We start from the raw sequence: 21,244 nt of genomic DNA, 5'->3' as shown, positions 1-21,244 counted from the left end.
GTCCTTGCCTCTGCGGAGGCTCGCAATTTGGGCCTTTTGCACCCGCTTTGGTCGAAATCAGCGGGTGCACCCCCGGCCTGGAGCGCCCAAGGCCGCCTTTTGGGCGGACTCCGGGCGTGATTATGCCGCCGCCAGTAGCTTTGGCAGGCGGATCAGGTTGTAGGCGGCGGCGGTCAGGGTGAACATCCAGCCGACACGGGCCGTGCCGCGATGGCGGGTCTTGCGTAGCCCGGCCCCTTTGATCCAGCCGAACACCTCCTCGATGCGCTTGCGGATTCGTAGGCTGACTGCATAGCCGGGGTGGCGGGTGGTTCGGCCGTCGATGGCCGAGCGGCGGTTGCGGGTGTTCTGGGCGACGTGCGGGGCGGCGCCCAACTCGCGCATGTTCGCCACGAAATCCTTGGTGTCGTAGGCCTTGTCGGCGCCCACCGTGATGCGGTGGCGGCCGGGGATGGCCTCGACCATGGACACCGCCGCCTCGCGCTCGGCCAAGCCGGTCGCCGCGGTGAGCCGGACATTGACCACCAGGGCGTTCCGGTTCTCCATCAACGCATGACCCATGAAGGCCAGCTTCGCCGGCTGCCCGTTGCCCTTGCGGTACAGCCGCGCCTCGGGGTCGCTGGTCGAGGCATGGGTCTCGTTGGACCGCTTCTCGCCGTGAAAGTCGCGTTCGCCGTTGCGTCCCGGCCCCGGCGGCTCACCGCTGCCATCTTTGGGCCGGAAGCTCTTCACGCTGGCCCAGGCTTCGATCAGCGTCCCGTCCACCGAGAAGTGCTCGTCCGACAGCAGCGCTTTCACCTTCGGCTGGCCCAGCACGGTGGCCAGGAACTTGGCCGCCACATCCCCGGCCAGCAGACGCTCCCGGTTCTTGGTGAACACCGTCACGTCCCACACCGGAGCGTCCATCGACAAGCCGACGAACCAGCGGAACAGCAGGTTATAGTCGAGCTGTTCCATCAGCTGGCGTTCCGAGCGCACCGAGTAGAAGGCCTGGAGCAGCAGCGCCCGCAGCAGCTTTTCCGGCGGGATCGACGGCCGGCCGATCTTGGAGTACAGCCCCTCGAACGCCGGTGACATCACCTCCAGCGCTTCGTCCACGATGGCCCGGATCGGCCGCAATGGATGGGTCGCCGGAACCCGTGCCTCGCAGCTCACGTAGCTGAAAAGACCTTCGCTGCGTTCGTCCGAGCCCCGCATCATTCCCTCAACGGTCGCCTTTGCCCTCACTGGAGGGAATCACGACACGACAGCCGTGCACAGCCCTTTTTCCGCGGCCTGCTAACTGGGCCATCGTCTCACGCAATGTGAGCAAGGCCGGATGATTGCGAGCATGTCGCACCGACTGTGAGCACAGTCGCAGTTAATCTGAGCATAAGCCCCGTCTCGTTCTCACCGATTTCGAGCAGGATTCGGCGATGAAAGCGAGCACGGCCGCCGATGATCTCAAGCAGCTACAACTATTTCTTCAAGGCTTTGGACGTTTTACGGCGGCCGAGGCGGTGTTGGGGGAATGGGCGCGCGGCTCCGGCCCGGTCGGACATGTGGCGCTCGACGGCAAGCGCCTGAAGGGCAGCGCGCCGGCCGGGCACGATGGCAGCGAAGGCGTGCATCTGCTGGCCGCCTTCGCCAGCCGGCTGGGGACGGTGATCGGCCAGTTGCGGGTGCCGCCCGAGGCCAACGAGATCACCGCCGCGCTGACGCTGCTCAAGAGCCTGCCGCTGGGCGGTGCGGTAATCACCGGGGATGCGGTGTTCTGTCAGCGCGCCATCTGCCAAGCCATCCGCGACGGCGGCGGCGATTATCTGTTCACCGTCAAAGCCAACCAACCGGCGCTGATGGCCAATCTCGCCGTCGCCTTCGGTGACGCTTTTCCCCCCGGAGCTGGTGGCGGCGTTCCAGGGCCAGCCCCCGCCTCCCGCCCTGGACCGGCCGCCGCCGGACCGTGAGAGTGCGCAGACCGTGGAGAAGGGGCACGGGCGCATCGAAACCCGCCGCATCATCGTCAGCCGCGAGGTCGTTCCCGCGCTCGACTGGCCCGGCGTGGCGCAGGTCTGCCGCATCGAGCGGACCCGCGAGGTCAAGGGCGCGATCTCACACGAAATCGTCTACGTCATCACCAGCCTGGACCGCGACCACGCCTCGCCTGCGGCGCTGCTCGCGCTCGCCCGCGACCACTGGGGCATCGAGAACCGCCTGCACTGGAGGCGTGACGTCCTCTTGAGCGAAGACGCCAGCCGGGTGCGATCCGGCGCCGTGCCCCAGGCCATGGCGATGCTGCGCAACACCATGCTGGGCATCGCCAATCTCTTCGGCGCCCCACTCCCCGCCGTCTGCATGGCATGCGCCGAAGATCGCTGTGCCACCATCGCAACCGTCAAAAACGGCTTTCTTTGGATGGCCCTGGATGCTCCCCCCCAACGCTCTGGAAAGGTTACGGCGTCGTAGATATCCTCGATCAGGGAATCCGCAGCTTGCGCCATGGGGGAAGTCCTCTGCTGCTGATCAATCTCCCGTATGCAATCGATCTCACTCAAGTGTAACCAGCCGCATATGACGATCGTTTGAAAGTCTGCCCGTCATGTGAGTGATGTGATCGTTGGGATTTTCTTCAAAAGTCAGGAGAGCGCCCCCCTGCCGCAAACAGGAGCCTTCGAACCGGAGCACGCCCCCCGATGACTGGTCCAATGATCATCCTGCTGACCGCCTCCATCGCCTCTTCCATGACCGATGACAGCCGGACGGGTCACGCCGGCCCGTTGCCGCTGCGGCGGAGCACCGAAGGCCGGGTGCGCTGGGCGCTGGTCGCCGACCGCAGCCCCTTGCTGCGCGAGGGACTGCGGCTTTACCTGGAGACGTTGGGCTGGCGGGTCGTCGCAGGCCGGGGCTATCGGCCTTCGACCGGCTGGCCGGCGTGGTGCCGTCGGCCCTGTCCTGCTGTCCATTGCCGCAGTCAACCATGACCTGATGGTCCGGGCGCGGGATCGCGGCTTCGACACCATCCACATCGACATGCCGCCGCTGAACCTGGAGGAATTGCTGCTCGGCTGCGTTCGTCGGATCGAACGCGGATGAAGCGGTAAATGGTCACTATATATTTTCATGAGATCATGATATAATTTTTTCACGTGATCGCTGTCGTCGACGGAAAACAGTGCCGGACGCGGGCGGAAAGAGAACTGCCGCATCCGGGTTGACAAGAGCGCCGTCCGAGCGGCTTTTCAACCCGATCGAATAGCAAGAGCCCACCCGAGAAAGACCATTCGCAACCATGCTGCACCAAGCCGTTATTCTTGTCGGCGGACGGGGGACGCGGCTCGGGCCGTTGACCGACGACATGCCGAAGCCCCTCCTGCCGGTGGGGGGGCGACCGTTCCTCGGCCATCTGGTCGATGAACTGGTCCGGCAGGGCTTCGACGACATCCTGCTGCTGGCTGGCTATCGCGGCGACCGGATGGATAGCTTCTGCGCGGAGATGCAGCGCCCGGGCCTGCGGCTGGTCTGTGTGACGGAGACGGAGCCCGCCGGCACCGGCGGCGCCCTGCGGCTGGCGGCGGATCTGCTGGACACGCAGTTTCTGCTGCTGAACGGTGACACGCTGTTCGACATCAACCTCAACGACCTTGCGGCCCCGCCTTTGCCGGCCGATGGCAGCATCCTGGCGAGGATGGCGCTGCGCCGGGTTCCAGACACCGCCCGTTATGGCGCCATTACCCTGGAGAACGGCCAGGTCACCGCCATGCATGAGAAGGGGCGGACGGGGGAGGGGCTGATCAATGGCGGCCTCTATCTGCTCGACCGTCGCGCGGTCGACCGCCTGCCGGCGTCGCCCTGCTCCATCGAAGCCGGCCTGTTCCCACGGCTGGCGGCGGAAGGTGCCGTTGAGGGGCGAATCTATGACCGCTTCTTCCTGGATATCGGCGTGCCCGACGATTTCGCCCTGGCCCAGAACGCCATTCCCGCCAGCCGTCGCCGCAGGGCCGCCTTCTTCGACCGCGACGGCGTGCTGAACGAGGACATCGGCTTCGCCCACCGCCCCGACCAGATCACCTGGATGCCGGGAGCGCGGGAGGCGGTGAAACGGTTGAACGATGCCGGCTTCCTGGTCTTCGTCGTCACCAACCAGGCCGGGGTCGCCCGCGGCCTCTACAGCGAGGAACATGTGCGCACCCTGCACCGCTGGATGCAGCAGGAGTTGCGCGCCGTTGGCGCCCATGTCGACGCCTTTTATCACTGCCCGCACCATCCCGAGCATGGCCAGCCGCCCTATCGCACCGACTGCGACTGCCGCAAGCCGGAACCGGGGATGCTGTTGCAGGCGATGGCGGAGTGGCCGGTGGAACCGAAGGGCAGCTTCCTGATCGGCGACCGCGACACCGACCTGCAGGCGGCGCAGCGGGCGGGCATCGAGGGAACGCTCTACCGCGGCGGCGATCTCGACGCCATCGTCGCCGGCATTCTGGCACGCTCCATGGACGGGCCGCGGGCGGGATGACGGCAAGCGGCTAAGGCAGCCAGCCTTCAAGCCACGGAGCCAGCCACCGTCACAGCAGGAGGCCCGCCGCCAGCCACAGGGCGATCATGACCGCGGCGGCGGCGATGCTAACCGGCCGGGCGGACTGGCGCGCGGCGGCCGCGGCTCGGTGTTCGGCGAGAAGCTCCGGCGGGATCAGGCGGACCACCAGCAGGATGCCGAGCGGCACGATCAGCAGATCGTCCAGATAGCCCAGCACCGGGATGAAGTCGGGGATCAGGTCGATCGGGATCAGCGCATAGGCGGCGACCGCCATCGCCAGCAGGCGGACCGGCCAGGGGGGGCGGGGGGGTGCGTCGCCAGATAGACGGCCAGAACGTCGTGCTTGACCGCGCGCGCCCATGTCTTTGCGGTTTGCGGCATGATCCGGGGCCGGGTCAGCCGATCTGCTGGAAGAGGGCGGCTGAGGAGGGGGAGGGCGAACCGGCGAGGTGGTAACCCAGCCCCGACAGCCCATGGAAGCCGACATAAAGCCCGACCGCCAGGATCAGGGCGCCGGAGACATAGGGAGCCTGCCGGGCGATGCGGCCAAAGGCGCCGGACCAGCGGCGTTCGGCATGGCGCACCCCCAGCGCCGCAACCACCCCGGCCGACATCAGGGTCAAGGCCAGCCCGATGCTGAAGCACAGCACCAACACGCCGCCCGGGGCGACCTCCTTCAGTTGCAGACACAGCAGCAGGACGGTGATGGCGGCGGGGCAGGGGATCAGGCCGCCGGTCAGGCCGAACTGAACCGCGCCGGGATTGTCGGAGGCCCCACTTCTTGAGAAACTGGGGTTATCATGACGAAACAGGCACCACCGAAATATTCTCCTGAGATCCGCGAGCGGGCGGTCCGGATGGTGTTCGAGCACGAGGGGGAGCACGCCTCGCAGTGGGCGGCGATCGGCTCGATTGCGGCGAAGATCGGCTGCACGGCGGAGACGCTACGCAGCTGGGTCCGGCAGGCCGAACGCGATCAAGGCAAGCGCCCCGGCCCGACGACGGACGACCAGGAGCGGATCAAGGCGCTGGAGCGGGAGGTCCGGGAACTGCGCCAGGCCAACGAGATTCTTCGCAAGGCGTCGGCGTATTTTGCTCAGGCGGAGCTCGACCGCCCGTTCAAGCGATGATCGCCTTCATCGACGCGCACCGCGCTGTCCACGGGGTCGAGATCCTATGAGGTGAAGAGCGACTGGAACCGGGTCAGAGTTCTGGTCCAGCACTGAACCCGGAGGCCGTCATGTCCAGCACATCCAATTCCACCGCCATTCGTGTCGATCTCGGCGCGATCTTCGTTTCGCTTGAGCTGAGCCAGTCGAAATGGCTGGTCACATCACTGACGCCGGGTGGTGGCGAGAAGATGTCGAAACATCTGGTCAAGGCAGGGGATATTGGTGACCTGCTTTTGCGATTTGCGGAATTACGACGCAAGGCTCTGGTTCGGACTGGGCAAATCTTTCCAATTGTTGTGATCCAGGAAGCAGGGTTGGACGGCTTCTGGATTCATCGGGTCCTACTCCAGGAAGGGATCGAAAGTCACGTTGTCGACCCGGCATCGGTAGCGATTTCGCGCCGCCGTCGTCGGGCAAAGACCGACAGGATTGACAGCGAGGCGCTCGTCCGAACGTTGCTGGCCTACAAGCGGGGCGAGCCTCGCGTTTGTGCAATGGTAAGGCCGCCAACGCCTGAAGAGGAAGACCGGCGGCGGATCGCGCGGGAACGCAAGGTACTGGTCAATGAACGGGTAGCGCACGTCAATCGGATCAAGGGGCTGCTCTACAGTCATGGCGTCGGAGCTTATGAACCGCTGCGGCGCGATCGCCGGGAGCGGCTTGATGAGCTCCGTACCGGAGATGGCCGCCCATTGCCACCCCACCTGCAGGCGCAGATTTCGCGGGAGCTTGACCGCCTTGAACTGGTGCTTGCACAGATAAAGGACATCGAGCGGGCGAGTACCGACATGCTTACCGCAGAGGCGCTCGCATTTCCCGGCGCCGCTCTGTTGCTGGGCCTGAAAGGGATTGGAGCGGCGGCCGCGGCCGTGTTGTGGGGCGAAGGGCTTTGCCGGCATTTCGACAACCGCAGACAGGTCGCCGCCTACGCGGGCCTCGCGCCGACACCCTGGCAGAGTGGCCAGGTGGATCACGAGCAGGGAGTTTCAAAATCAGGTAATCCACGTCTGCGCACGACGTTGATCCAGATCGCCTGGCTGTGGAACCGCCACCAGCCGGATTCCGCACTGACGCTTTGGTTTAAGTGCGTATTTCGGCGAATTCGCCCAGGCGTTTCGGTTGAAAGCGCCCACCGTTTCGGCGAAAGCGCCCACCCGAATTGCAAGCTGGTGGGAGCCGGGGCCGAACCCTGGATTTACGTTATGAAGGTTGTGGGTTTGGTTGCCAAGCACCGGCCTTAGGTGTCGGGGGTTTCGCTGGCGGCATCGGCCTTGGTGCGGCGCATGGAGTCGCCATGCAGGTCGATGCGGTAGGCCCGATGCACGAGGCGGTCGAGGATGGCGTCGGCGTAGGTGGCATCGCCGATGAGCCGATGCCAGTTGGCCACGGGAACTTGGGTGGCCAGCATGGTTGCGGCCCGGTCGTGGCGGTCATCGATCACCTCCATCAGGTCCAGGCGCTGAGGCGCGGTCAGCTCGGTCATCGCCCAGTCATCCAGGATCAGCAGGTCGAGCCGGGCGATCCGTCGCAGCAGCCGGGCGAGCGAACCGTCCAGGCGGGCGGTGGCCAGATCGTCCAGCAGGCGGGTCAGCCGGGTGTAGAGTACGCTGTGGCCTTCCCGCGCCGCCTGGTTGCCGAGTGCACAGGCCAGCCAGGTCTTGCCGATCCCGGTCGGGCCGGTGATCAGAACCGGCCGGTTCTCCTTCACCCAGCGCCCGGTGGCCAGCTCGCGCACAACACCGCGATCGAGCCCACGCGGGGTGCGCAGGTCGAGGTCCTCCAGGCAGGCCGTCTGGCGCAGCCGGGCACGTTTCAGTCGGCTGGCGAGTGCGGTGTTGGCGCGCTCTGCCGCTTCCCGCTCGATCAGCGTGCCCAACTGCTCGTCGAAGGCCAGTTGGCCGCGATCGGGCAGGCGTTCCAGCGCCTCCAACCCCTTGGCCATGCCGTACAGCCGCAACTGGCGCAGCCGCTCGTGGTTGACGTGCTTCATCATCGTATCTCCGTCAGTGATAGTAGGAAGGGCCGCGCAGATTGGTGTGCTCGCCGGCACCGGCCGCGTCCGCCGTTGTGGCCGGGGGAGCGGTCAACCAGCGCTGGACGTAGCGGTAGGATCCGACGTTGGCCTCCAGCGCCGCCTGGCAGGCTTGCTCCAGCCGGCTGGTGCCGTGGGTGGCCGCCAAGCGGATCAGGCCGATCCCGGCCCGCACCGCCTGTTCGGGGTGATCGGCGCCGGCCAGGATGCGTTCGAACAGCAGCGCGGCGGCCGGGCCGATGGCGGCCAGTTCGGTCTGGATGGCATCGGGGGTGAAGCGGGCGACGGCCCGGTGGTTGGCGGGGCGATGGGCGTCCAGCGTCACGGTGGCGCCGTCCTGCCGGCGGACATGGCAGGCCATCCGCTTGCCGCGCAGGAAGACGCTGATCACGCCGGCGGTGCTGTGCACGTCGACCGTCTTGCCGATCAGCGTGTGGGGCACCGAGTAGACGCCGCCGTCGAGAGCGAGATGATAGTCGGGCGGGACCTTGTGGCGCGCCCAGGTGCCCGGCACGAAGCGGTCCGGCGGCAAGGGGCGCAGGGTCGGCTGCTCCTCGGCGGCGAACAGGCCGGCGCGCGTGTCCTGCGGCCGGCGGCTCAAGGGAGCGGCATTGAGGGTGGCCAGCTTGTCGCGCAAGGCCGCGTTGGCGGCGTCCAGCGTGGCGAAGGGCGTATCGCGCAGCGGGGCCAGCACCCGCCGCTCGACCTGCTGCACGCCGTTCTCGGCGCTGGGCTTGTCGCGCGGGCGCCGCACCCGGGCCGGCAGGACGGCGGTGCGGTAGTGCCGGGCGAGATCGTGATAAGCCGGGTTGATCGCCGGATCGTAGAAGGAGGCGTGGCTGACGCCGACCTTGAGGTTATCCGGCACCAGCTTGCCCGGCACGCCGCCCAGATGTTCGAACAGCCGGGCGTGGGAGGCCAGCCACTCCTCCGCCTGCTGGGTCCAGGTCGCCTCGGCATAGACGTAGCCCGAATACGGCAGGCAGGCGACAAACACCTGGGCCTGCCGCGCCTCAGCGCCGAGCCCGACGGTCAGCGTCATCCCAGCGTAATCAACCTCGATCGCCGCCCCCGGCCGATGTTCCCGGCGCAGACGCGGCTCGGCATGAGCACCCTGCCATGCCCGGAAATGCTGGACGAATTGGGTGTAGCGATAGCCGCCGGGATGGACCTCCAGGTATTCCTCCCACAGCAGCCGCAGCGTTACGCCACGGCGGCCGAGTTCCCGGCTGATGTGCCGCCAGTCGGGCACCGGGCGCGCCGACGTGACCGGAGGCGGGAACAGCCGCTCCTCCAGCTCGACGTCCGTCCAGCCCAGCACATCCGCGTACTGCAGCCCGGAGGCCCGTAGCCGCTCCAGGTAATCGCGCACGGTGCTGCGCGGCAGCCGGCAGGCATCGGCAATCTGCCGTTGGCTGGCGCCAAACTCATCCCGCAGACGAAGGACTTCTCTGATCCGCCGCATGTCCGACCTCGCTCGGGGCATCCCGATCCTCCTTGGCCTGTGCCGTGGAAAGATCATGGGGATGCCAAAGGCTGGTTCGGACCCCGATACCACCACTCCTACGGGTGGGCGAATTCACCGAAACGGCTGGGCGCTTTCACCGTTCTGCCCGGGCGCTTTCCGCCGTTCCCGCTGGGTGCTTTCCGCCGAAATATGCAGGTTTAAGGATCAGGTGGCTAGCCGCCTTTATTCACCAGGGTGGCGAGCGGTCTGGTCGCCGCGTTGAGATGATCAACGTTGGGCTGTATGGGCGCGCGTCGTCGGCCGCCGCGCTGACGGCGGCGTGACGGTGTCGGAGTTGGTGGTGGAGGGGATTGGGTGACGGCTGGGGCACGCTGCCCCGGTGCTCAGCAGATGAGCCGGGGCATGCGGCCGAGGGCGAGGTGGATGATCGCCTGATCAGGCGCGCTGGTCGGCAGGTGCACCTTGATCTGCGTCTTCATCTCCACGATACGCGCGGCGGTCTTCACCAAGCGCAGCCGCAAGGTGTCGAATTGCACCGTGCGCCAGCGGGAGCGTTTCGGCATCAGCGAGCGCAGGCTCCACAGCAGCCAGTACGCCCCGGCGTGCAGGAACAGGCGGAACTGGTTGGCCGTCGCCTTGGTGCAGGAGGTCCGGTCTGCGGCAAGGTGGGATTTCCAGGCTTTTATATGATTTTCCGCCTGTCCCCTCGCGCAATACAGGCCGGCATACAGCCAGCGACCCGTGCCGTGGCGTAGGTTGGTGACGATGAAGCGGCTGTCGGTGCCCTGGTCTCCTGCCTCGACGCGCGCGACGATGCGGCGGACCCGGCTCCAGGTGCTGGCCCCGTCATAGAATTCCTTGAAGCGGCGCACCTTGTCGGCTCCGGGCATGGCCTGGAAGCGCGCCGCGGTGCTGGCCTCCAGCGTGGTGACGTGACGGCGCAGTGTGCTGCTGGTCGGCAGACCGAGCACGTAGTCGAGCCCCTCCGCCTCGCACCAGTCCAGCACCTCCGGGCAGGCGTAATGGCCGTCGGCGCGCAGCAGGATCTCGGTCTTGGGCCAGTTTGCCCGAATGGCGCGGAGCAGGCGACGCAGGAAGGTCCGGATCTCCGTCCCCTTGGGCCGCTTGGCTGGGCGCAGCACAGCGGTGACAAAGCGGCCGTTGCCGTCGAAGACAACGATGGGCTGGAAGCCGTACTCGTCGTAATGGGCGTTGAACAGGCGCAACTGCTGACCGCCATGCACCGTGTCGAAGGTGTCGTCTACATCCAGCACGATGCGCTTGGGCACCTGGCGAAAGGACGCGCAGTAGAGATCGACCATGGCTCGGCCCATGCGCAGCAGTGCGCGGGTATCCGGCAGGTTCTCCAGGCGCGAGATGGTGGCTTGCGAGCAAAGGTCACGCTCGGACGGCAGGCGTTCCAGGGCCATCTTGAACAGCGGGTCGGAGCGTAGGCTGCCGGCGTCGTTGCCGTCCTCGTAGCCCGCCGCGATGGCCAGCAGGCGAAAGCCGATGATGTCGGCCAGCGAATGCACGGTGCGCGTTGGATCGCGCGGGTCCTCAATACAGGCGGCCAGCCGATCGGCAATCCGCAGCCGCTTCGCCACCTCCCGCAGCACCAGCAGCCCGCCATCGGAGGACAGGCGGCCGCCATCAAAGCGCCCGATCACCGGCTTTCCAGCAACGGGTGACAGGCCGGGCAGCGGCAGGGTATGATCAACCATGGCGGGTGGGCGCTCCGGAAACGGCAGGAGTTGGCGTCAGCACCCAAATCCTACGGCCGCTCAACGGATGCCGCTACACCCGCCAACCCTCATGAATTTTCCCGGCTAGGAATGGGGGACGGCTCAAGAAGACGATGATCGTCGCCGTTGCCCGAAAACTGTTCGTCGCGCTTTGGAAATATACCCGTGCGGGCGTCGTCATTGAAGGTGCCGTGCTGAAGGCCGCCTGACGTTCCGAGCGCTCATCAATTTCTCCGGGGAAAACCTTCCCGCTGGAGCCCGTACGGGCGAACCGAAGATCGGCATGGCTGTCAAACAGCCGCGGTTTGAGAATGGTCTCGCCCAATTGAGCCTTGCCCGCCGCATGCGGGATGTTGGTGCAGTCGCCCCAGTCGACTGACCGTATATAAGTTGGATCAGGCCCGGTTTCCGGGCCGCGTCATTGAAGCAGGCTCACGCCGTGGATACCAGATAGCGCTACAGGAGCATAAAATGAAAAGCTGACGAACATTTCCGTTGATTCTCCTCATATAAGCCGATCTGCAAAGTGCTGCCGATCGCCCCGTCGACCTACCGCGCCCATGCCGCCCGGCGGGCCGATCCGGCCAAGGCGCCGGCCCGCTCGCGAAGCGACGCCGAGCTGAGTTTGGCTATCCGACGGGTCTGGGACGCGAACTTCCAGGTCTACGGGGTACGCAAGGTGTGGCGGCAGTTGCGGCGGGTGGGCATCGATGTGGCGCGCTGCACGGTGGCACGGCTGATGAAACACATGGGCCTGAAGGGGGCGACGCGTGGCAAGACGGTGCGCACCACGATCAGCGACCGGGCGGCGTCATGCCCGCTGACCGGATGAACCGGCAGTTCCAGGCACCGCGTCCGAACGCCTTGTGGGTGGCCGATTTCACGTACGTATCGACATGGCAGGGCTTCGTCTACGTGGCCTTCGTCATCGACGCCTTCGCCCGCCGCATCGTGGGTTGGCGGGTGTCCAGCACAGCCCACGCCGGCTTCGTTCTGGATGCGCTTGAACAGGCACTTCACGACCGCCGGCCCGCCAAGGGCAGCGGCCTCATCCACCATAGCGACCGTGGATCGCAATACGTTGCGATCCGCTACACCGAGCGCCTCACCGACGCCGGTGTTGAGCCTTCCGTGGGCAGCGTTGGCGATTCCTACGACAACGCTTTGGCCGAGACCATCAACGGCCTCTAACAGGACGCGGAAAAAGGCTCGTGTATGGCGTCCTTGCCTCTGCGGAGGCTCGCAATTTGGGCCTTTTGCACCCGCTTTGGTCGAAATCAGCGGGTGCACCCCCGGCCTGGAGCGCCCAAGGCCGCCTTTTGGGCGGACTCCGGGCGTGATTATGCCGCCGCCAGTAGCTTTGGCAGGCGGATCAGGTTGTAGGCGGCGGCGGTCAGGGTGAACATCCAGCCGACACGGGCCGTGCCGCGATGGCGGGTCTTGCGTAGCCCGGCCCCTTTGATCCAGCCGAACACCTCCTCGATGCGCTTGCGGATTCGTAGGCTGACTGCATAGCCGGGGTGGCGGGTGGTTCGGCCGTCGATGGCCGAGCGGCGGTTGCGGGTGTTCTGGGCGACGTGCGGGGCGGCGCCCAACTCGCGCATGTTCGCCACGAAATCCTTGGTGTCGTAGGCCTTGTCGGCGCCCACCGTGATGCGGTGGCGGCCGGGGATGGCCTCGACCATGGACACCGCCGCCTCGCGCTCGGCCAAGCCGGTCGCCGCGGTGAGCCGGACATTGACCACCAGGGCGTTCCGGTTCTCCATCAACGCATGACCCATGAAGGCCAGCTTCGCCGGCTGCCCGTTGCCCTTGCGGTACAGCCGCGCCTCGGGGTCGCTGGTCGAGGCATGGGTCTCGTTGGACCGCTTCTCGCCGTGAAAGTCGCGTTCGCCGTTGCGTCCCGGCCCCGGCGGCTCACCGCTGCCATCTTTGGGCCGGAAGCTCTTCACGCTGGCCCAGGCTTCGATCAGCGTCCCGTCCACCGAGAAGTGCTCGTCCGACAGCAGCGCTTTCACCTTCGGCTGGCCCAGCACGGTGGCCAGGAACTTGGCCGCCACATCCCCGGCCAGCAGACGCTCCCGGTTCTTGGTGAACACCGTCACGTCCCACACCGGAGCGTCCATCGACAAGCCGACGAACCAGCGGAACAGCAGGTTATAGTCGAGCTGTTCCATCAGCTGGCGTTCCGAGCGCACCGAGTAGAAGGCCTGGAGCAGCAGCGCCCGCAGCAGCTTTTCCGGCGGGATCGACGGCCGGCCGATCTTGGAGTACAGCCCCTCGAACGCCGGTGACATCACCTCCAGCGCTTCGTCCACGATGGCCCGGATCGGCCGCAATGGATGGGTCGCCGGAACCCGTGCCTCGCAGCTCACGTAGCTGAAAAGACCCTCGCTGCGTTCGTCCGAGCCCCGCATCATTCCCTCAACGGTCGCCTTTGCCCTCACTGGAGGGAATCACGACACGACAGCCGTGCACAGCCCTTTTTCCGCGGCCTGCTAAAAGACCGAGGTGATCCGGCGTCGCGGGCCATGGCGCACTCTGGAGGCCGTCGAGTTCGCCACCCTGGAATGGGTCGACTGGTTCAACCACCGGCGCCTCCTCGAACCCATCGGCAATATACCTCCCGCCGAGGCCGAAGCACGCTACTATGCTCAAGCCGAGGACGGCGACATGGCGGCCTGACTCAACACAAATGGCCTCCGACAAACCCGGAGCAGTTCAGTGAAGGGCAGGGAGAGGGCTGCTGCACAAACGGCGACGCTTGCGCTATAACTGGGGGAACAACCCTCGGAACAGAGATTGAGTCCTCCGATGCGTGCCCAGTCCCGTTTCTCCCGTATCGCCGCCGTCGCGGTGCTTGCGCTGTCCACCACCCTGGCCGGCTGCCAGACCGGGTCGATGGGCACCAAGGAGGGGTTCGGCACCGTCGGCGGCGCCGTCGCCGGCGGCCTGATCGGCTCGCGCTTCGGCGGCGGCTCGGGCAAGCTGGTGGCGGTCGGCATCGGCACGCTGCTGGGCGCCTTCGCCGGCCGCGAGATCGGCGCCTCGCTCGACCGTGCCGACCAGCAATACGCCGACCGCGCCGCCTATCAGGCCTACAGCGCCCCGATCGGCCAGCGGATCAGCTGGAACAACCCGCAGTCCGGCAACCAGGGTGTCATCGTGCCGGTCAAGGACGGCTATGACGGCTCCGGCGCCTATTGCCGCGAATTCCAGCAGACCATCGTCGTCGGCGGCCGCACCGAACAGGCCTTCGGCACCGCCTGCCGCCAGCCAGACGGATCGTGGAAGATCGTGGGCTGATGACGAACCGGGCGCAGGAACTGCTTTCCTGCGCCCGCCCAGGGTTTCAGGCCAAGATTTCAAACGTTGCCGTGCGCACCGTTGCGCAGCATGCGATAGCCTTTGATTAATTCCAGAATGCCGTCGTCCAGTGAATGGGCCGGAAGATAGCCGGTGCTTTCGATCCGTTCATTGGACACGATATAGTCGCGCTTGTCCGGGTCTTCGCCGATCGGGGCTTCCAGGAAGACGAAGCGCGGCAGATGCTCGCGGATTTTTTCGCACAGCTGCCATTTCGACAGATTGGCGTCCGATAGGCCGACATTGTAGGGGCGGTCCTTCATCGTCTCGAAGTTTTCAAGGCCATGAAGGAAAGCGCGCGCCACGTCGCGGATGTGGATGTAGTTGCGTTTGAAATGCGGTTCGAACAGGACGACCGCACGGTCGTAAACCGCACGATAGACAAAGTCGTTCACCAGAAGATCGACCCGCATCCGCGGGGCCATGCCGAACACCGTCGCCAGCCGGAAGGAAATGGCGTTGCCGCGCGCCAGCACGGCCTCCTCCGCCTCGACCTTGGTGCGGCCATACAGCGAGATCGGACGGAGGGGCGAGTCTTCGGTACAGAACTTGCCCTGCTCGCCGATGCCATAGCCCGAGTTGGTGACCGGCATGACCACCCTCTGGTCGGGGGACAGCAGGTCCAGCAGGGTCAGCACGGCATCACGGTTGGTGGACGCCGCGGCGATGCGGTCGGCGTCGCACATCGGGGCCCCGACGAGCGCCGCCAGCGGAACCACCACATCGGCCGCGGCAACCAGCGGCTTCAGCGTATCCCGGTCTCGGGCATCGCCGCGCACGATGTCGAAATTCGGGTTGGCACAGAGATGCGCCAGGGAAATCTGGCGAAACATGAAGCTGTCGAGAACCGTCACCCGATGGCCCGCGTCGAGAAGGGCCGGCACCAGGATCGAGCCGATATAGCCGGCTCCGCCCGTGACCAGAATGTTGAGACCTTCAGCCATTTTCTTTCTTCTTCCTCCGTTGTTCGCCAACACCCGGCCTTCGGGATTCCCGCATCAAAATACCGAAGGAGCCGTATATAATCCGGCACGGAAAGGCCAGTCGTTTCCCCGGCCTGAAATCCGGCCGCCTCTGTCGCGACGCGATGGAACGGAAGCTTTGGCCACCGCTAGGCAAATTCTGCCGCAACCCGGCAAATTCTGCCTCCGGACGGCAAAATTTTCCCATGCGGAAGCAATGGAATTGCCGGCGCGTTTTGCGGTCATGTGTAGGATTTTCGACGGGCATAACGGTAGAGCATGAGGGCGGTCGACGAATCCTCGATCTCCGAACTGTCGGCAAGGGCAAGCGCTTCCTCCAGGGTGAAGAGACGCAGCGCCCCAAGGCCAATCTCTGCCATGTCCCGGTCCTGGACCCGGACGCAGCCTTCGGCGGCGAACAGGGCGCCACGCGCCTGGATGGTGGAGTTCTCCGGGGTGTAGAAGCCCAGCGAAACCAAGCTTCCGGCTGGGCAGGCCAACCCGGTTTCCTCGGCCAACTCGCGATGGGCCGCCGTTTCCGGAGGCTCTCCGGCATCGACGAAGCCACGTGGCGTTTCCCAACCCCAGCGGTCGCTTCCCAGACGGAAGACGCGCATCAAGGCGACACGTCCGTCAAGCACGGGCAGAACGGACACCCCACAGAGCATGTCCGGATGGTCGCCACGCGGGACAAGGACAAGATAGTCTTCAACTTCGGTCCCGTTGTTGCCGACGATGTGGTCGAAATATCCGCACCATACCTTGTTGGTGAAGGCCGGGCGCCGTCCAAGGCGGGTGAGGGGGGGCTTTTCGTTCCGTGTGGGCATGAAACCTCGCGGCACGGGGCTGGATGTCCGCCGCCGGTAAAGGGAAGGGAACCGGCCGGTCAGGCCGTCGCGCCGGCTGTCTGTGGCAAGGCCGGCACGGCGACGGGCAACGCTTCGGACGGGCTGTAGAAGATCAACTGTGCGCCGCTTTCTTCGAAACGGAAAGGAACATGCAGAAGCCCGGCAAGCGCCTGGCGGATGCGCAGATGCGCTTCCGGTGGCGCGAAGACAAGGAAGAAGCCGCCGCCTCCAGCCCCCAGGAGTTTGCCGCCCAATGCGCCGTTCACACGGGCTCTTTCATAAAGCTCGTCGATCAGGCTCGTGGAAACATGGGACGAGAGCGAGCGTTTCAGTCGCCAGGATTCGTGGAGCAGCAGGCCGAAATCCTCTATGTCGCTTCCCCCGCTCAGAATGCCCAGGGCGTCGTCGACCATCTGGCGCATGGCCATCAACTCTCCCTGACGGTTTGGGATGTTGCGGATCTGGTGCGCCGCGACATCCGATGCCATGCGGGAAATGCCGGTGTAGAACAGCATCAGGTGGCTTTGAAGCTCGTCCTTTCGCGCCAGGGGAAGGGGAACCGGCCGGACGGTAAAATTATCCGCATTGAAGGTAACGTGTTTCAGCCCGCCGAAAGCGGCCAGGATCTGATCCTGGGAGCCGACATTCTCCTTGATGACGTTCTGTTCCAGATGGATGGCGAGTTCCGCCAAGCCGCGCTGGTCGGACATCTGGCCCTTCAGTGCGTTCAGAACATGAAGAAGGCCGACGGTGAAGGATGAACTGGAGCCAAGGCCCGTGCGTGCGGGCAAGTCGGCATTGTGAACCAGCTCTATTCCCTCCGTGATACCCATGTATTGCAGGCAGCACCGGACGGAGGGATGCTCGATCTCGCCAATGGTCTTGGCAAGTTCGATCCGGGAATAGACAATCCGATATTTCTGATCGAAGAATGGAGGAAGATAACGGCAGGACAGATAGCAGTATTTATCGATCGACGTGGCCAGAACGGCCCCGCCATGCTCCTTGTACCAAGCCGGATAATCGGTCCCGCCCCCGAAGAACGAAATGCGGAAGGGGGTGCGGGATATGATCATCGTCATCCTCCTGGAAACGTGCCGGTGTGGGGAGAGTTTCCCGCCAAGCACCGACACCGCAAAGCATTTTTCTTGAAATGCAATTATCACGCCAGGAAAAAGACGGGTTTTGGTTCAAGAATTGCATCGAATAGGGTTGGGCTCTTGGGATTGCGACCGGGTGACGGCTGTGGTTCATTAGCGGAAGACGCCTTTGCCTGTCATGAAATTGACTAGAATTCTCAATGGAACCAAAGAATGGCAACTGACATCAGCGAGCTTCGCCGAACGGCAAAACGGCTAAGGCAAAAAGTTTTGGAGATGTGCTACGCACATGGCGGGCATATCTCGACTTGCTATTCTTCTGTTGAGATCTTGGTTTCTTTGTATTACGGGGGAATTTTGCGGATTGATCCGCAAAACCCCGCTTGGGAAGAACGTGATCGCTTTATCCTGAGCAAGGGGCATGGAGAGACGCTCATGTACGCCCTGCTCGCCGACCTAGGCTTCTTCCCCGAGGAATGGACGCGCACCGCCTACCGCAGCGGTTCCTGTCGCCTGGGCGGCCATGTCGATCACAAAATCCCGGGCATCGAAGTCACGGCGGGCGCGCTCGGCCACGGTCTCGGCCTCGGTTGCGGCATGGCGTTGGCGGCCCGGATGGATGGGCTGCCCAATCTCCATGTGGTCCTGATGGGCGATGCGGAATGCTCGGAAGGCTCCGTCTGGGAAGCCGCCATGTTCGCGGCCCAGCACAAGCTGGGGCAACTCGTGGCCATCGTCGACCGCAACGGCATCGGCTCGCTCGACTACACGGAAAACTACATCGCGCTGGAGCCCTTCGCCGACAAGTGGCGGAGCTTCGGGTGGGAGGTGGTCACCGTCGACGACGGCCACGACTTCGACAGTCTGATGGCCGCCCTGCCGCGCTCACGCCCGCGCGCATCGGAGCGTCCCCTCGCCATCATCGCCCGGACGACCAAGGGCAAAGGCGTTTCCCTGTTCGAAAACGATCCGATCTGGCACGTCCGGCCGGTGACGTCGGACATCATCGAACAGGCGCGCGCCGAACTGCTGGAACAAGACGCATGACCATACTGTCCAAGACCGACATGCGAGACGCCTTCTTCGGCACATTGTACGGGATCGCGCGCGACGACCGCGACGTGGTCGTGCTGTCGAACGATTTCGGCGCGCCGAGCCTCGACCGCTTCCGGGCGGACCTGCCGGACCAGTTCGTCAACGCCGCCATTTCTGAACAGAACATGATGTCGACGGCGGCCGGGATGGCCATGCGCGGCAAGAAGGTCGTGGTCTATTCGATCGCGACCTTCGCCACGTTGCGCGCCCTGGAGCAGACCAAGGTCGACATCTGCTCCATGAAGCAGCCGGTCACCATCCTGGCGGTCGGAGCCGGCTATGCCTACAGCACCGACGGTCCGACCCACCACGCGACCGAGGACATCGCCGTGATGCGCAGCCTTGCGCATATGGAGGTGCTGTCGCCGTCCGAGTCGGCCCTGGCCGCTGCCCTGGCATCGCAAGTCCCGCATGCGTCCGGCCCCCGCTATATCCGGCTGGACCGCGGCAAATGGCCTCTGCTGGACCAGGGTGGGCAGGACGATTACGCGGCCGGCCTGCGCGTCGTCCGCGACGGAGGCGATCTGGTGCTCGTGGCGACCGGGATCATGGTGCATCGCGGCATCGAGGTCGCCGAACGTTTGGCGACTCTCGGGATTTCGGCGCGCGTGGTGGACCTCTACCGGTTGAAGCCGCTGAACCTCGATCTGCTCGGCCAGGCGCTCGCCGGCGCGGGGGCTGTCGCCACCATCGAGGAACACACGAGCCACGGCGGCGTCGGCAGCATCGTCGCCGAGGCGATGGCCGATCTCGAAATACTGAAGCCCTTGAAGCGGTTCGCCATTCCGGACGAGTTGCTGTATGCCTACGGTGACCGCGACACCCTGCACGCCGGGCGCGGCCTGGACGTGGACGGCGTCGTCGGGAGATTGACGCAGTGGCTCGGCCGTCAGGGGGCGGCCGGCCGCCGGTGACGCGCTGCCAGCCGCACAGACACGGATTTCAAACACGAGGTTTGGTCGCATGTTCAAGAAGATTCTGGTGACCGGCAGTTCCGCGGTCGCTGGCTCCGCCGTGCGGGCTGTCCACGGCGACTACCCCGGCACCGAGTTTGAATTCCTGACGTCGCGGGACTGCGACCTGACCGACGCGGAGGCGACGCTGCGCTTCGTCGAGGGATCCGGCGCCGATGCTATCCTGCATCTGGCGGCGGTGAGCGGCGGCATCGGCCTTAGCCTGAAGCATCAGGGCAGCATGCTGCGCGACAACGTCATGATGACCTTCTCAGTCCTGGAGGCGGCTCGCAAGCTGGGAATCCGCAAGACGCTGATGACCCTGACCACGGGCATGTACCCGCCGAACGCGCCGCTGCCCCTGCGCGAGGAGTCGATCCACGACGGCGCGCCGCACGGGTCGAACTATGGGTCGTCCTTCGCCAAGCGTCTGATCGAACCGGCGATCCGCGGCTATCGCGAGGAATACGGGCTGAACGTGGTCGGCGTGATCCCGAACGGCATCTTCGGCGAGAACGACAACTTCAATTATGACGACGCGCCGATGCTGCCGGCGCTGATCCGCCGTTTCTACGAGAACCGCCACACCGACGAACCCATCGTCATCTGGGGCGACGGGACCCCGTTGCGGGAATACACCTATTCCCGCGACGTCGCCCGCGCCTTCCTGTGGGTGCTGCACAATCACGAAGACGCGCAGGTCCTCAACACCGGCACCACCGAAGAGCTCAGCATCCGCGACATCGCCTTGATGATCGCCGACATCATGGGCGTAGACCGCAACCGGATCGTCTTTGACACCACCAAGCCGAACGGCGTCTTCCGCAAGAACAACGACAACTCGCGGTTTGTGGAACTGTCCGGTTTCACCTACACACCCTTCCGCGAAGGGCTGGAACGGACGATCCGCTGGTTCGCCGATGCCTACGAGAACGACCGCAGCCGGCTCCGGCTGTACGGCAAGAGCAAGGGGTGATCGCCATGCGGTACCGCCCCCTGGGCCAGACCGGCCTGACGGTCTCTGAAATCGGCTTCGGCACCTGGGGCCTCGGCGGCGATTCCTACGGACCGGTGGACGACGAGGTCTCGCGCGCCGCATTGCGCGCCGCCTTCGACCGCGGCATCACCTTCTACGACACGTCCGATCTGTACGGCACCGGGCACAGCGAAAGCGTTCTGGGCGCCGCCCTGGAGGATGTGCGCGAGCGCATCGTCATCGGCACCAAGGTGGGGCTGCTGCCGCACAGCGGCTTCGCCATGCCGCAGGACTTCTCGGTCGGGCATCTGCGCGACGGGCTGGCGGCCAGCCTGGACCGCCTGCGCACCCGGTACGTCGACCTCTACCTGCTGCACAGCCCCGAGCTGGATCTGCTACGCGCCGATCCGGAGATCATCGCCACGCTGAAGGAATTCCAGGCGCAGGGCAGGATCCGCGCCTGGGGGCTGTCCGCCCGCTCTCCCGCCGACGCCAAGGCCGGCGTGGAGGAGTTCGATTTCCCGGCGGTCCAGGTCAACTACAACATGATCGACCAGCGGGCGCAGGACGATGGCCTGTTCGCCCTGGCGCGGGCGCGGGGAACCGGCATCATCGCCCGCACCCCGCTGTGCTTCGGCTATCTGACGGGCACGCTGTCCGGGGAACACCGCTTCACCGGCCGCGATCACCGCGCCAACTGGCCGGCGGACCAACTCCGTCGCTGGGCGGAGGCGCCCGGCCTGTTCGGGCATCTGTATGGCGGAGAGGGGCAGCGCAGCGCCACCCAGCTCGCCTTGCAGTTCTGTCTGGCCGACGATGCGGTGGCGACGGTGATTCCAGGCATGATGACCCCGATGGAGGTCGAAGAAAATGTCCGGGCGGCCGAATGGCCGCCGCTCGACCAGGCGGAGCTTGCCGAAATCCGCCGCATATACACCTCCAACAGCTTCTACGATCGTTCCGCCAAGCAAAGGGGAAAGCAAACGTGAGCCTGCGCGACCCAAACCGATTCCA

General features: G+C 65.3%; 17 protein-coding genes, 6 pseudogenes and 1 other annotated feature. Of the genes and pseudogenes, 13 read left to right on the top strand and 10 right to left on the bottom strand.

Going from position 1 to position 21,244, the window contains the following annotated elements; all coding sequences use genetic code 11:
- Positions 1–120 precede the first annotated feature (120 nt).
- Positions 121–1,197 carry an IS5-like element ISAzs10 family transposase gene (locus tag AZL_RS32580; protein WP_012973766.1) on the bottom strand — a complete coding sequence of 359 codons (1,077 nt, stop codon included), beginning with the start codon at positions 1,195–1,197 and terminating at the stop codon, positions 121–123.
- Positions 1,198–1,452: 255 nt separating this feature from the next.
- Between AZL_RS32580 and AZL_RS35105 the strand changes: the two are divergent.
- The 3 genes and pseudogenes from AZL_RS35105 to AZL_RS32565 all read left to right on the top strand — a co-directional run.
- Positions 1,453–2,445, top strand: a pseudogene (locus tag AZL_RS35105) (ISAs1 family transposase); the annotation flags it as partial.
- A gap of 227 nt (positions 2,446–2,672) precedes the next feature.
- Positions 2,673–2,960 (top strand): hypothetical protein, encoded by a 288-nt coding sequence (locus AZL_RS36110; RefSeq protein WP_148219823.1) that lies wholly within the window; start codon positions 2,673–2,675, stop codon positions 2,958–2,960.
- A 374-nt stretch (positions 2,961–3,334) separates the two neighbouring features.
- Positions 3,335–4,492 carry an HAD-IIIA family hydrolase gene (locus AZL_RS32565; protein WP_247894596.1) on the top strand — a complete coding sequence of 386 codons (1,158 nt, stop codon included), beginning with the start codon at positions 3,335–3,337 and terminating at the stop codon, positions 4,490–4,492.
- A gap of 49 nt (positions 4,493–4,541) precedes the next feature.
- On the opposite strand, the gene AZL_RS32560 is transcribed toward AZL_RS32565, so the two are convergent.
- A complete protein-coding gene (locus AZL_RS32560; RefSeq protein WP_371304269.1) occupies positions 4,542–4,787 on the bottom strand; it encodes a YkvA family protein in 246 nt (81 codons plus the stop codon).
- Between the two features lie 121 nt (positions 4,788–4,908).
- Positions 4,909–5,265: pseudogene (locus AZL_RS35100) on the bottom strand (hypothetical protein); the annotation flags it as partial.
- Between the two features lie 48 nt (positions 5,266–5,313).
- Here AZL_RS35100 and AZL_RS32550 point away from each other — a divergent pair.
- Both AZL_RS32550 and AZL_RS35095 read left to right on the top strand, forming a co-directional pair.
- Positions 5,314–5,684 (top strand): annotated as a pseudogene (locus AZL_RS32550) (transposase); the annotation flags it as partial.
- Positions 5,598–5,690, top strand: a sequence feature (AL1L pseudoknot). Its footprint overlaps the pseudogene before it by 87 nt.
- 63 nt (positions 5,691–5,753) lie before the next feature.
- A complete protein-coding gene (locus tag AZL_RS35095; RefSeq protein WP_012978600.1) occupies positions 5,754–6,926 on the top strand; it encodes an IS110 family transposase in 1,173 nt (390 codons plus the stop codon).
- Here AZL_RS35095 and istB read toward each other — a convergent pair.
- The 3 genes from istB to AZL_RS32530 form a co-directional block, all read right to left on the bottom strand.
- Positions 6,923–7,678, bottom strand: coding sequence for an IS21-like element ISAzs2 family helper ATPase IstB (gene istB, locus AZL_RS32540; protein ID WP_012972684.1), 756 nt, complete (start codon positions 7,676–7,678; stop codon positions 6,923–6,925). The two genes, AZL_RS35095 and istB, sit on opposite strands and share 4 nt — an antisense overlap.
- A gap of 10 nt (positions 7,679–7,688) precedes the next feature.
- Complete coding sequence (gene istA / locus AZL_RS32535) at positions 7,689–9,203, bottom strand: IS21-like element ISAzs2 family transposase (protein WP_012973785.1); 1,515 nt, start codon at positions 9,201–9,203, stop codon at positions 7,689–7,691.
- Positions 9,204–9,568: 365 nt separating this feature from the next.
- Positions 9,569–10,909: an IS1380-like element ISAzs3 family transposase gene (locus AZL_RS32530; protein WP_012973088.1), complete on the bottom strand. Its 1,341-nt coding sequence runs from the start codon at positions 10,907–10,909 to the stop codon at positions 9,569–9,571.
- Between the two features lie 110 nt (positions 10,910–11,019).
- Here AZL_RS32530 and AZL_RS36100 point away from each other — a divergent pair.
- Together AZL_RS36100 and AZL_RS32520 are read left to right on the top strand one after the other, a co-directional pair.
- A pseudogene (locus AZL_RS36100) lies at positions 11,020–11,139 on the top strand (IS110 family transposase); the annotation flags it as partial.
- 302 nt (positions 11,140–11,441) lie between these two features.
- A pseudogene (locus AZL_RS32520) lies at positions 11,442–12,118 on the top strand (IS3 family transposase); the annotation flags it as partial.
- Positions 12,119–12,270: 152 nt separating this feature from the next.
- On the opposite strand, the gene AZL_RS32515 reads toward AZL_RS32520, so the two are convergent.
- Positions 12,271–13,347, bottom strand: a complete 1,077-nt coding sequence (locus AZL_RS32515) for an IS5-like element ISAzs10 family transposase (RefSeq protein WP_012973766.1) — start codon at positions 13,345–13,347, stop codon at positions 12,271–12,273.
- A gap of 85 nt (positions 13,348–13,432) precedes the next feature.
- On the opposite strand from AZL_RS32515, the pseudogene AZL_RS36090 reads away from it, so the two are divergent.
- Both AZL_RS36090 and AZL_RS32505 read left to right on the top strand, forming a co-directional pair.
- Positions 13,433–13,615, top strand: a pseudogene (locus tag AZL_RS36090) (IS3 family transposase); the annotation flags it as partial.
- A gap of 129 nt (positions 13,616–13,744) precedes the next feature.
- On the top strand, positions 13,745–14,236 hold the full coding sequence (locus AZL_RS32505) for an RT0821/Lpp0805 family surface protein (RefSeq protein WP_012978597.1): 492 nt from the start codon (positions 13,745–13,747) through the stop codon (positions 14,234–14,236).
- Positions 14,237–14,295: 59 nt separating this feature from the next.
- Here the strand turns inward: AZL_RS32505 and AZL_RS32500 are convergent, their stop codons facing one another.
- The 3 genes from AZL_RS32500 to AZL_RS32490 all read right to left on the bottom strand — a co-directional run bounded on the left by AZL_RS32500 (position 14,296) and on the right by AZL_RS32490 (position 17,182).
- Complete coding sequence (locus tag AZL_RS32500; protein WP_012978596.1) at positions 14,296–15,240, bottom strand: NAD-dependent epimerase/dehydratase family protein; 945 nt, start codon at positions 15,238–15,240, stop codon at positions 14,296–14,298.
- A 260-nt stretch (positions 15,241–15,500) separates the two neighbouring features.
- Positions 15,501–16,085: an NUDIX hydrolase gene (locus AZL_RS32495; RefSeq protein WP_042446956.1), complete on the bottom strand. Its 585-nt coding sequence runs from the start codon at positions 16,083–16,085 to the stop codon at positions 15,501–15,503.
- 59 nt (positions 16,086–16,144) lie between these two features.
- Positions 16,145–17,182 carry a kinase gene (locus AZL_RS32490; RefSeq protein ID WP_012978594.1) on the bottom strand — a complete coding sequence of 346 codons (1,038 nt, stop codon included), beginning with the start codon at positions 17,180–17,182 and terminating at the stop codon, positions 16,145–16,147.
- Positions 17,183–17,419: 237 nt separating this feature from the next.
- Here AZL_RS32490 and AZL_RS32485 point away from each other — a divergent pair, with 237 nt between their 5' ends.
- From AZL_RS32485 to AZL_RS32470, 4 genes are read left to right on the top strand one after another with little or no spacing between them, the layout of a single operon-like run.
- A complete protein-coding gene (locus AZL_RS32485) occupies positions 17,420–18,253 on the top strand; it encodes a transketolase (RefSeq protein ID WP_012978593.1) in 834 nt (277 codons plus the stop codon).
- Positions 18,250–19,215 (top strand): transketolase family protein, encoded by a 966-nt coding sequence (locus tag AZL_RS32480; RefSeq protein ID WP_052293830.1) that lies wholly within the window; start codon positions 18,250–18,252, stop codon positions 19,213–19,215. The genes AZL_RS32485 and AZL_RS32480 overlap by 4 nt, the downstream gene beginning before the upstream one ends.
- A gap of 49 nt (positions 19,216–19,264) precedes the next feature.
- On the top strand, positions 19,265–20,230 hold the full coding sequence (locus AZL_RS32475; protein ID WP_012978591.1) for an NAD-dependent epimerase/dehydratase family protein: 966 nt from the start codon (positions 19,265–19,267) through the stop codon (positions 20,228–20,230).
- Between the two features lie 5 nt (positions 20,231–20,235).
- Positions 20,236–21,219, top strand: a complete 984-nt coding sequence (locus tag AZL_RS32470; protein ID WP_148219821.1) for an aldo/keto reductase — start codon at positions 20,236–20,238, stop codon at positions 21,217–21,219.
- Positions 21,220–21,244 lie beyond the last annotated feature (25 nt).

Origin of the sequence: Azospirillum sp. B510, assembly GCF_000010725.1 — a bacterium.
Classification (GTDB): domain Bacteria; phylum Pseudomonadota; class Alphaproteobacteria; order Azospirillales; family Azospirillaceae; genus Azospirillum; species Azospirillum lipoferum_B.
The sequence above is the reverse complement of the archived record's forward strand: the minus strand, read 5'-3'. Positions and strand labels throughout refer to the sequence as shown.

Excerpts from the sequence above, each read along its gene's own strand:
- AZL_RS32530 (WP_012973088.1), bottom strand. The coding sequence starts at position 10,909 with ATGGTTGATCATACCCTGCCGCTGCCCGGCCTGTCACCCGTTGCTGGA.
- AZL_RS32470 (WP_148219821.1), top strand. The coding sequence starts at position 20,236 with ATGCGGTACCGCCCCCTGGGCCAGACCGGCCTGACGGTCTCTGAAATC.
- istA (WP_012973785.1), bottom strand. The coding sequence starts at position 9,203 with ATGCCCCGAGCGAGGTCGGACATGCGGCGGATCAGAGAAGTCCTTCGT.
- AZL_RS32515 (WP_012973766.1), bottom strand. The coding sequence starts at position 13,347 with ATGCGGGGCTCGGACGAACGCAGCGAGGGTCTTTTCAGCTACGTGAGC.
- AZL_RS35095 (WP_012978600.1), top strand. The coding sequence starts at position 5,754 with ATGTCCAGCACATCCAATTCCACCGCCATTCGTGTCGATCTCGGCGCG.
- AZL_RS32495 (WP_042446956.1), bottom strand. The coding sequence starts at position 16,085 with ATGCCCACACGGAACGAAAAGCCCCCCCTCACCCGCCTTGGACGGCGC.
- AZL_RS32580 (WP_012973766.1), bottom strand. The coding sequence starts at position 1,197 with ATGCGGGGCTCGGACGAACGCAGCGAAGGTCTTTTCAGCTACGTGAGC.
- AZL_RS32480 (WP_052293830.1), top strand. The coding sequence starts at position 18,250 with ATGACCATACTGTCCAAGACCGACATGCGAGACGCCTTCTTCGGCACA.
- AZL_RS32560 (WP_371304269.1), bottom strand. The coding sequence starts at position 4,787 with ATGGCGGTCGCCGCCTATGCGCTGATCCCGATCGACCTGATCCCCGAC.
- AZL_RS32505 (WP_012978597.1), top strand. The coding sequence starts at position 13,745 with ATGCGTGCCCAGTCCCGTTTCTCCCGTATCGCCGCCGTCGCGGTGCTT.
- AZL_RS32490 (WP_012978594.1), bottom strand. The coding sequence starts at position 17,182 with ATGATCATATCCCGCACCCCCTTCCGCATTTCGTTCTTCGGGGGCGGG.
- istB (WP_012972684.1), bottom strand. The coding sequence starts at position 7,678 with ATGATGAAGCACGTCAACCACGAGCGGCTGCGCCAGTTGCGGCTGTAC.
- AZL_RS36110 (WP_148219823.1), top strand. The coding sequence starts at position 2,673 with ATGACTGGTCCAATGATCATCCTGCTGACCGCCTCCATCGCCTCTTCC.
- AZL_RS32500 (WP_012978596.1), bottom strand. The coding sequence starts at position 15,240 with ATGGCTGAAGGTCTCAACATTCTGGTCACGGGCGGAGCCGGCTATATC.
- AZL_RS32485 (WP_012978593.1), top strand. The coding sequence starts at position 17,420 with ATGGCAACTGACATCAGCGAGCTTCGCCGAACGGCAAAACGGCTAAGG.
- AZL_RS32565 (WP_247894596.1), top strand. The coding sequence starts at position 3,335 with ATGCCGAAGCCCCTCCTGCCGGTGGGGGGGCGACCGTTCCTCGGCCAT.
- AZL_RS32475 (WP_012978591.1), top strand. The coding sequence starts at position 19,265 with ATGTTCAAGAAGATTCTGGTGACCGGCAGTTCCGCGGTCGCTGGCTCC.